This window comes from Auritidibacter sp. NML120636 (assembly GCF_003185945.1).
GTDB lineage: Bacteria > Actinomycetota > Actinomycetes > Actinomycetales > Micrococcaceae > Auritidibacter > Auritidibacter ignavus.
This window is the reverse complement of the sequence record NZ_QHLO01000005.1, coordinates 155076-163658: the sequence shown is the minus strand read 5'-3', so window position 1 is coordinate 163658 and position 8583 is coordinate 155076. Positions and strand designations below refer to the sequence as shown.

At 59.8% G+C, this 8583-nt stretch carries 8 protein-coding genes; 2 read left to right on the top strand and 6 right to left on the bottom strand.

From position 1 onward, the window contains the following. Positions 1 to 322, top strand: a 322-nt coding sequence (locus DCC25_RS06525) for a transposase (RefSeq protein WP_146206429.1), incomplete at its 5' end; no start/stop codon positions are given. A gap of 81 nt (positions 323 to 403) precedes the next feature. Further along, positions 404 to 1894, top strand: a complete 1491-nt coding sequence (locus DCC25_RS06520) for an HNH endonuclease signature motif containing protein (RefSeq protein ID WP_146206428.1) — start codon at positions 404 to 406, stop codon at positions 1892 to 1894. A 2-nt stretch (positions 1895 to 1896) separates the two neighbouring features. Here the strand turns inward: DCC25_RS06520 and DCC25_RS06515 are convergent, their stop codons facing one another. The 6 genes from DCC25_RS06515 to sufB form a co-directional block, all read right to left on the bottom strand. Continuing rightward, entirely contained in the window at positions 1897 to 3495 is a 1599-nt protein-coding gene (locus DCC25_RS06515; RefSeq protein WP_110101065.1) for an ABC-F family ATP-binding cassette domain-containing protein, read from the bottom strand. A gap of 110 nt (positions 3496 to 3605) precedes the next feature. Beyond that, a complete protein-coding gene (locus DCC25_RS06510) occupies positions 3606 to 4337 on the bottom strand; it encodes an RNase H family protein (protein WP_110098307.1) in 732 nt (243 codons plus the stop codon). Between the two features lie 253 nt (positions 4338 to 4590). Further along, positions 4591 to 4917, bottom strand: coding sequence for a metal-sulfur cluster assembly factor (locus DCC25_RS06500; protein WP_110098306.1), 327 nt, complete (start codon positions 4915 to 4917; stop codon positions 4591 to 4593). 66 nt (positions 4918 to 4983) lie between these two features. After that, positions 4984 to 5751: a Fe-S cluster assembly ATPase SufC gene (gene sufC, locus DCC25_RS06495; RefSeq protein ID WP_110098305.1), complete on the bottom strand. Its 768-nt coding sequence runs from the start codon at positions 5749 to 5751 to the stop codon at positions 4984 to 4986. A gap of 83 nt (positions 5752 to 5834) precedes the next feature. Next, positions 5835 to 7046: a Fe-S cluster assembly protein SufD gene (gene sufD, locus DCC25_RS06490; RefSeq protein WP_110101083.1), complete on the bottom strand. Its 1212-nt coding sequence runs from the start codon at positions 7044 to 7046 to the stop codon at positions 5835 to 5837. 65 nt (positions 7047 to 7111) lie between these two features. Beyond that, the gene (gene sufB, locus DCC25_RS06485; RefSeq protein WP_110098304.1) at positions 7112 to 8572 is read right to left on the bottom strand and encodes a Fe-S cluster assembly protein SufB; all 1461 of its coding nucleotides are present in this window, start codon (positions 8570 to 8572) and stop codon (positions 7112 to 7114) included. Positions 8573 to 8583: the final 11 nt, after the last annotated feature.

The following is an 8583-nucleotide window of genomic DNA, read 5'->3' as shown; positions in this document are numbered from 1 at the left end:
GCACATGGTCGCCGCCTACCGCCAGACAGACAGGGCCGAGGGCAGGGCGATGATGGAGCAGCTGATCGCCAAGCTGGGCCGGGCAGTGCCGACCAAGCTCATCGAGCTGGCCGGTCTGGGTAGGACGCTGAAGAAAAGGGCGGCAGACATCCTGGCCTACTTCGACCGCCCCGGAACCTCCAACGGACCCACCGAGGCCATCAACGGACGACTCGAACACCTGCGCGGATCCGCCCTGGGCTTCCGGAATCTCACCAACTACATCGCCAGGTCCTTGCTCGAGAGCGGAGGATTCAAGCCCCGTCTACACCCTCGATTGTGAAGAGCCGGTTTTGCGGCCAGGACTCCACAATCATCATCCCCATCAGCCGTCCATGATGGTCCCCCACCTAGTGTGGTGGCCATGAGCCCACAGATTCCCCGCGAGAACTCCGATCAGACCGTGCTGGCAGAGCTCACCACGCTCCACCAGCACCATTGGGCGCTGGCCGAATCCTTGACGCTCACCGACGAATCCACCGCGATCGATGTCATCTCAACCTTGGAAAAAATCCAAGCCACGGCTGTGGCCATGCAGGCTCAAGCCGCCTCCCAGTTAGAGAAGCTCCGTCTGGACCGCGAAAAAGCCGCCGGCATCCCCAAGAATCGGCGTGGTTCGGGGCTCGGGGCCGAGATCGCCATGGCACGCAAACAATCCCCCGAACGTGGCAATGGATTTCTCAACGCCGCCCGTACCATCACCCACCACATGCCCGGTGCCCTCGGTGCCATGCGCTCCGGGGAGCTCTCCGAAGCCCACGCTATGACCCTATCCCGGGAAGTTCGTGGCCTGGCCCCCAGGATCATCACCGAGATCGACGATCTGCTCAGCGACCAATACGGTCGGCTCTCACCCAGACAGTTGGGCAAGCGGTCACGTGGCCATGCTCAACGGCTCGACGCCGACCAGCTCGCTCGTCGCGCGGCTACAGCCCGCAAGAACCGACGTGTGACCACCGGGAGCGCTGGCCCCGGTATGGCCAACCTTAACGCGTATCTGCCCTCCGAACAGGTTGCAGCTGTTTACAACACCTTAGAACGTGATGCCAAGAAACTCCTCGCGCCCACCCAACGCACGACATTAGAACGGCACGGTCCGGCCGATCACCGCACTCTTGAACAAATCATGGCTGACCTGTTGGTCGAACGCATCACCGGGCAGTCCAAGGCCGGTAATGTCGCTGCCCAAGTCAACATCGTGCTCACCGCCGACGCATTCCTCGGCGAGGATAACACCCCGGCCATGATTGCCGGCCAGGGCCCCGTGCCCGCAGCCACCGTTCGGAAATGGTTGGCCAACCCCGAGGCCAAGCTGTTCCTTACCAAGCTCTTTGTCGATCGACAGACCGGCAAAATGGTGTCCATGGAATCCGGTTCCCGGCTCTTTCCGGCAGGACTGAAGAAGATGATCAGTCTGCGCGACGATATCTGCCGCACACCGCACTGCGAGAACCCGGTAGAAGAAACCGACCACGCGCAGCGACACACCGATGGTGGCGCCACCAGCTATGACAACGGTCAGGGACTGTGTCGGGTGTGTAACCAAACCAAGGAGAAGATCGGCTGGAAGCACGAGTCCGATGCCGACGGGCTGCAGGTGACCACTCCCACCAATCATACCTATGAAGCCCCCACCGATCCGTTGCTTCCCGGTAGCCTCAGGCCGTTACCGCCACCCAAACCACCGTTTCAGCAGAGACAATCACCGCGCTGTGAAACCTGCTCCAACGACCCACCCGATGACGATTCTCCCGCCGGTCCGGCCGATCCCAACGCTCCGACACCTTCCGAGGACCTGCAAGGTCGCGACCGATCGGATGGGGAATTTAACGATTACCTTTCCGGCATGGGTTGAGCTCAGGTCAGTGAAACCAGGTCCAGATAGTCCTCTGACCACATATCCTCATCGGCGTCCGGCAGGATCAACACGCGGTCGGGGTCCAAGGCCTGGACCGCACCCTCGTCGTGAGTCACCAACACGATCGCACCTTGATAGCGACGGATCGCGTCCAAGATTTCCTCACGAGATGCCGGATCTAAGTTGTTGGTTGGCTCATCGAGCAACAACACGTTGGCCGAGGACACCACCAAGGTTGCCAAAGCTAAGCGAGTTTTCTCGCCACCCGAAAGGACCCCGGCTGGCTTGTAAACATCGTCGCCGGAAAATAAGAATGATCCGAGCACAGTTCGCACCGCGGTATCGTCCAGGTGCAACGAGGAGCGTTGCATATTTTCCAGCACCGTGCGGTTGACATCCAGCGTCTCGTGTTCCTGGGCGTAATACCCCAGTCGCAGGCCATGTCCGGGAACGACCCGTCCCGCATCAGGCTGTTCCAATCCCGCTAAGAGCTTCAGCAATGTCGTTTTACCGGCCCCATTGAAGCCGAGGATGACCACGCGAGACCCCTGGTCGATAGCCAGGTCCACCCCGGTGAACACCTCCTGGGTGCCATAGGATTTGGTCAACCCCTCGGCCGACAGAGGCACCTTACCGCACGGGGCTGGAGCCGGAAATCGTAGGTTGGCCACCTTTTCGGTGTGACGCTCTTCGGCCAGTCCCTCCAACATCTTGTCGGCCCTTTTAGCCATCTGCTGGGCGGCCACCGCTTTGGTCGCCTTCGCGCGCATCTTATTGGCCTGCGCATACAAAGCCGCTGCTTTCTTCTCTGCTGAAGCCCGTTCCCGGCGACGCCGACGTTCATCATCCTCACGCTGTTTCAGGTAGGCCTGATACCCCATGTTGTAAATGTCAATGACACTGCGCGTGGCGTCGAGAAAAAAGACGGTATTGACCACTTCATCGATCAATGCCAGATCGTGAGAGATCACGATCAGTCCCCCGGAGTAGGTTTTGAGGTAGTCGCGTAACCATTCCACCGAGTCCACATCCAAGTGGTTAGTGGGCTCGTCTAGGATCATGGTGTCCGGAGCCGAGAAGAGGATCCGGGCCAATTCAACTCGGCGACGTTGCCCACCGGAGAGCGTTTTCAATGGCCGTTCCAGCATTTCGGCGTCGATCCCTAAGTTCCCGGCGATGGCATTGGCCTCCGATTCGGCAGCGTAGCCTCCGGCGGAAATAAACGCGGCCTCAGCGGCGGGGTACCGCTTGATGCCTCGTTCCATCACGTCGGGATCTGGCGACGACATCTCCGCCTCGGCCTTGCGCATCCGGCGGAGTAGTTCTCCGAGCTGACGCGCTTCTAAAATCCGTTCTTGCGCCGTTTGCTCGGGATCGCCCGACCGTGGATCCTGTGGCAGATATCCGACCGATCCGGTTCGGGTCACCTCGCCGGTGGCTGGGACTACCTCGTCCATCAACACCTTGGTCAACGTGGTCTTGCCGGCCCCGTTGCGCCCGACTAAACCGACCCGGGTACCGCGGTCCACACGGAAACTCACGTCCTCTAGCAGGGTGCGCGAGCCAACGGTGACGGTCAGATTATGAGCAGAAATCATCAGGGTTACCTTTGGGGGTTGTGGTCGTAGCTGAAAGGGTTCCGCACGGAGGCACACCAGGGTGGCGCAGAGGTGCACATCTGGGGCAACTCCAGACTAGAATAATAGGCTCAATGGCCGGGCGGGCTCTGGTAATCGTGGTTCATTGCCAGTCGGATCAGGCGGGCGAGCTCTTGTTGCGGACTACGCTGAGCCTGTCGGGCTCGGGCAATAATCGTCTCCGATTCATCGTGACTGAGCTCGGTCGTCACCTGCACCCCGGGTCTCGGTTGCGTCGTGGTGGTTCCAGACGCGAGACGGTCGGCTGAGGCTGGCTGTGCGACCGACTCCGAGGCCGTGAGATGCGATGATCTCCCCGCGCTGTTTAATCCCGGGCCATAATCAGGTACGGTACCGTCCCGGAAGGCTTCGGCAACGGCCCGTGCCCGTTGATCGGCGGCCTCATTCAGCTCATGCCCGGTGTGACCTCTCACCCAGTCAAACCGGATTTTTCGTCCGGCCTGCTGGGCTTGAGTCATCAGCCGATCCAGGTGGATCATCATCTGCTGGTTCTGCACCGGTTTGCCGTCCTTCTTCTTCCACCCGCGTTTCTTCCAGCCCGGCATCCACTGGGTGATGGAGTTGATGACGTATTGCGAATCCGCCACGATGTGCAGGTCGGTGTCCAGATTTGCCGTGGTCGCCAGCAACTCAATCACAGCCTGTAACTCGCCCTGGTTATTGGTGGCCTCGTCCCACCCGCCAGCGGCCCAGTGCTCGTCAGAGATATACCAGCACCATCCGGCAGGACCGGGATTGCCCAGGGCCGAACCATCCACGGCGACGGTCAACAGCTCAGTCATGTGCGGTCCTTTTCTGTGCGGGACGTGACGATGTCACGAACGGGAGTTTACGAGAAGAAATGGGGTGGTTGGAGTAGATGGAGACGATCAAGGACCGTATCCACCGGTGTCAGGTGACAACACAGGTGAACACGGCCCTCGAGGTGGATCAGGAGTCACTGCAACAGGTGGGGGTTGCCCCCTCCTGCCGGACAGTCGGAACAGCTGGATCGATCGGACGTGCCAGATCGACACACGATCGCCCTGACCGATCTTAGATGTTGAACCCTAAGGCCCGCATCTGATCGCGCCCGTCTTCAGTAATGCGTTCTGGGCCCCATGGTGGCATCCAGACCCAGTTCAGTCGCCATTCGTCCACCATCGTGCCGATAGCCCGACCGACCTGATCTTCGATTTCATCCGTCAGCGGGCAGGCTGCAGTGGTCAATGTCATGTCCACGATCAGCACACCGTCTTCGGCGTAGTTCAGACCATAGAGTAACCCCAGATCCACGACGTTGATACCCAGTTCGGGGTCAATCACGTCTTTCAGGGCCTCTTCGAGGTCCTCGATCGGTGTTTGTGCACTCACGTCAGTCATGATGGGAACACCTTCTTCAGGTCGGTCGTGGCTTTCGCGCTGTCAGGCTGTGGCCACACGGGCCGACTAGGCCTGAGCTACGGCAGCCTTTTCGTAGTTGATGTAGCCTTCTTCTTCCAGCTTATCGGCCAGCTCAGGACCTCCGGAGTCCACCACGTGACCGTCCACGAACACGTGCACGAAGTCTGGCTTGATGTAGCGCAGAATGCGGGTGTAGTGCGTGATCAACAGGGTGCCCAAGCCGTTGGCGTCCTGTGCCCGGTTGACACCTTCGGACACGATACGTAGCGCGTCAATGTCCAGCCCGGAGTCGGTCTCATCCAGGATGGCGAACTTAGGCTTGAATAGTTCCAGCTGCAAGATTTCGGCGCGCTTCTTTTCACCACCAGAGAACCCTTCGTTCACGTTACGGGTGGAGAACGCCGGGTCCATCTGGAGCCGTTCGAAGGCGTCCTTGACTTCCTTGGACCAGTGACGCAAGGAGGGCGCCTCACCGTCGATGGCGGTCTTGGCGGTGCGCAGGAAGTTGGTCATGGTCACGCCGGGGACTTCCACCGGGTACTGCATGGCCAGGAACAGACCGGCCTGAGCGCGTTCGTCGACAGACTTTTCCAGCAGATCTTCACCGTCGAGCAGGATCTCACCTGCGGTGACTTCATAGGCCGGGTGACCGGCGATGGCCGAGGCCATAGTGGACTTTCCTGAGCCGTTGGGGCCCATCAGCGCGTGAGTCTCACCGGAATTGACGGTCAGGTTCACGCCTTTCAAAATCTCTTTGACGCCGTCTTCGGTCTCGATCGAGACGTGGAGGTTCTTTACCTCAAGGGTTGACATAGCTACAAATTCTCCTTGATGCCTTGGTTTGGTGAAGGCCAACCGGCCTCCGGTCGTCGTTGGTAGTGGGTAGCTCGCGGGAATTAGAATTCTAGCCCGCGGATTTCGGCTTCCATGACTTCCACGAGTCGGCGTTCCACATCGTCGATACCGATCTTCTGGATGATTTCGTTCAAAAACCCACGCACGATCAGCTTGCGGGCCTGGGGCTCGGGAATACCCCGGGCCATCAGGTAGAACAGCTGATTCTCATCGAAGCGACCGGTGGAGGATGCGTGTCCGCCACCTTCAATGACGCCGGTTTCGATCTCCAGGTTTGGAACCGAATCGGCTTGCGCGCCGTCGGTGAGCAACAGGTTCTCGTTCTTCTCGTAGGTATCAGTGCCTTCGGCCTCTTTACGGATCAGCACATCGCCAACCCACACAGTACGAGCCGAATCACCCTGTAGCGCTCCCTTGTACAGCGCATCGGAGACGCAGTTCTCGGTGGAGTGATCCACGAAGATCCGGTGCTCCAGGTGCTGGCCGGCATCAGCGAAGTATAGGCCGTACATCTCCACGTTGGCGCCGGGACCGGCGAAGCGGGTCGTCGGCGTCAATCGGACTAACGAACCGCCGTAGGTGACCAAGGTATGGCGGTACTTGGCGTCGCGACCCACCTTGGCCTGCTGGGATCCGGCGTGGACCGAACCCTCGTCCCAGGCTTGGATGCTGACCACGTTCAGTGAGGCACCCTCATCCACAGTGATTTCGATATTTTGACCCAGCACCGCTGATCCGGACTGGTTGATCACCAGCACCACCTGGGAATGGCGACCTATGTGAATTCGCACGTGTTGAGCGGCTGGCTCCTGGGACTCGCCAGCGATATCGACCAGCAACGGCTTGTCGAGTTCGGTTTCGTCAGCCACAGTGATCACGGTGGCCTCCTGAAAGTTGTGCCAGGCAGCCGCTGAGACGCGATCATCAGGAATGAAAGCCTGCCCCAGACGCTGATCGTCGCGGCCGACGGTTTCGACCGTGACGCCCTGGGTTTCTTCCACGGTGACCTGCGGACCCGGTCCGGTCAGTCGCTGCTCATCGCCGCCGGGCAACTCCAGACCGGAAAGCCGCTCGATCGGAGTGAACCGCCATTCCTCTTCGCGTCCGGTGAGCTGTGGGAAGTCCGCCAGATCGTAGCTGATGGTCCGGTCGGCGCGTGAGGTACCGAATTTCTGTTTGGTCTCGGCATCCAGATGGGACGCCTGGGTGGCATCGGCGATCTCCGTGGACAAGGTCTCACCCTCATCCGTCATGCCTGGAATCAGGGGAGCCGCTCCCCCGGTTTCCGTGTCACGAGCGTGTGTAGTGTTGGTCACCGTTAGCCCACCGATCCTTCCATTTGCAATTCGATTAGCTTGTTCAGTTCCAGTGCGTATTCCATGGGCAAGTGCCGGGAAATCGGCTCCACGAACCCGCGGACGATCATCGCCATCGCATCCGTCTCGGACAGGCCACGACTCATGAGGTAGAACAGCTGCTGTTCAGAGACCTTGGAGACGGTGGCCTCGTGGCCGAGAGTGACGTCGTCTTCGCGAATATCGATGTAGGGGTAGGTGTCGGTGCGCGAAATGGTATCAACGAGCAGTGCGTCACAGATCGTGGAGTTCGCGGAGTTCTTCGCCCCGGACACGATCTGGACCAGGCCACGGTAGGCTGCGCGCCCCCCACCACGCGCCACCGACTTGGAGACGATGTTCGAGGAGGTATTCGGAGCCAGGTGTACCATCTTGGAACCGGTATCCTGGTGCTGGCCGGCGCCGGCGAAAGCCATCGACAGGGTCTCACCGCGAGCGTGCTCACCGGTGAGGTAGACGGCTGGGTACTTCATGGTGGTCTTGGCGCCAATGTTGCCGTCGATCCACTCCATGGTCCCGCCCTCTTCGCACACGGCACGCTTGGTGACCAGGTTATACACGTTATTCGACCAGTTCTGAATGGTGGTGTAACGCACGCGGGCGTTCTTCTTGACCACGATCTCCACCACAGCTGAGTGCAACGAATCGGTCTGGTAGATCGGGGCGGTGCAACCTTCGATGTAGTGGACGTAGGAGTCCTCGTCGGCGATGATCAGCGTCCGTTCGAACTGACCCATGTTCTCGGTATTGATCCGGAAGTAGGCCTGCAACGGGATCTCGACGTGTACGCCCTTGGGGACGTAGACGAAGGACCCACCGGACCAGACCGCGGTGTTCAGCGCGGCGAACTTATTATCGCCGACCGGAATCACCGAGCCGAAGTACTCCTCAAAGAACTCCGGGTGTTCTCTCAAAGCGGTGTCGGTATCCATGAAGATCACGCCCTGGGCCTCCAGATCTTCACGGACCTGGTGGTAGACCACCTCGGACTCGTACTGGGCGGCCACACCGGCGACCAGGCGCTCACGCTCGGCCTCGGGGATACCCAACCGCTCGTAAGTCTCCAAGATGTCTTCGGGAAGTTCTTCCCAGGTGCTGGCCTGACGCTCGGTGGAACGCACGAAATACTTAATACGATCGAAATCGATCCCGGACAGGTCGGCACCCCAGGTCGGCAACGGTTTGCGGTCGAAGTAGCGCAGACCCTTCAACCGGGTTTTCAGCATCCATTCGGGCTCTTCTTTGATGCTGGAGATGTGCCGGACGACGTCCTCATCCAGGCCACGTTTGGCAACAGCGCCGGCCTCGTCGGAGTCGTGCCAGCCGAATTCGTAGTTACCCAGGGACTTCAGTTCTGGATTGTCGTCCAGAACTCTCTGAATGACCCGTGGATCGGCGGTGTCTTGACTGATCTGATCGGTCATCATCAACCTCT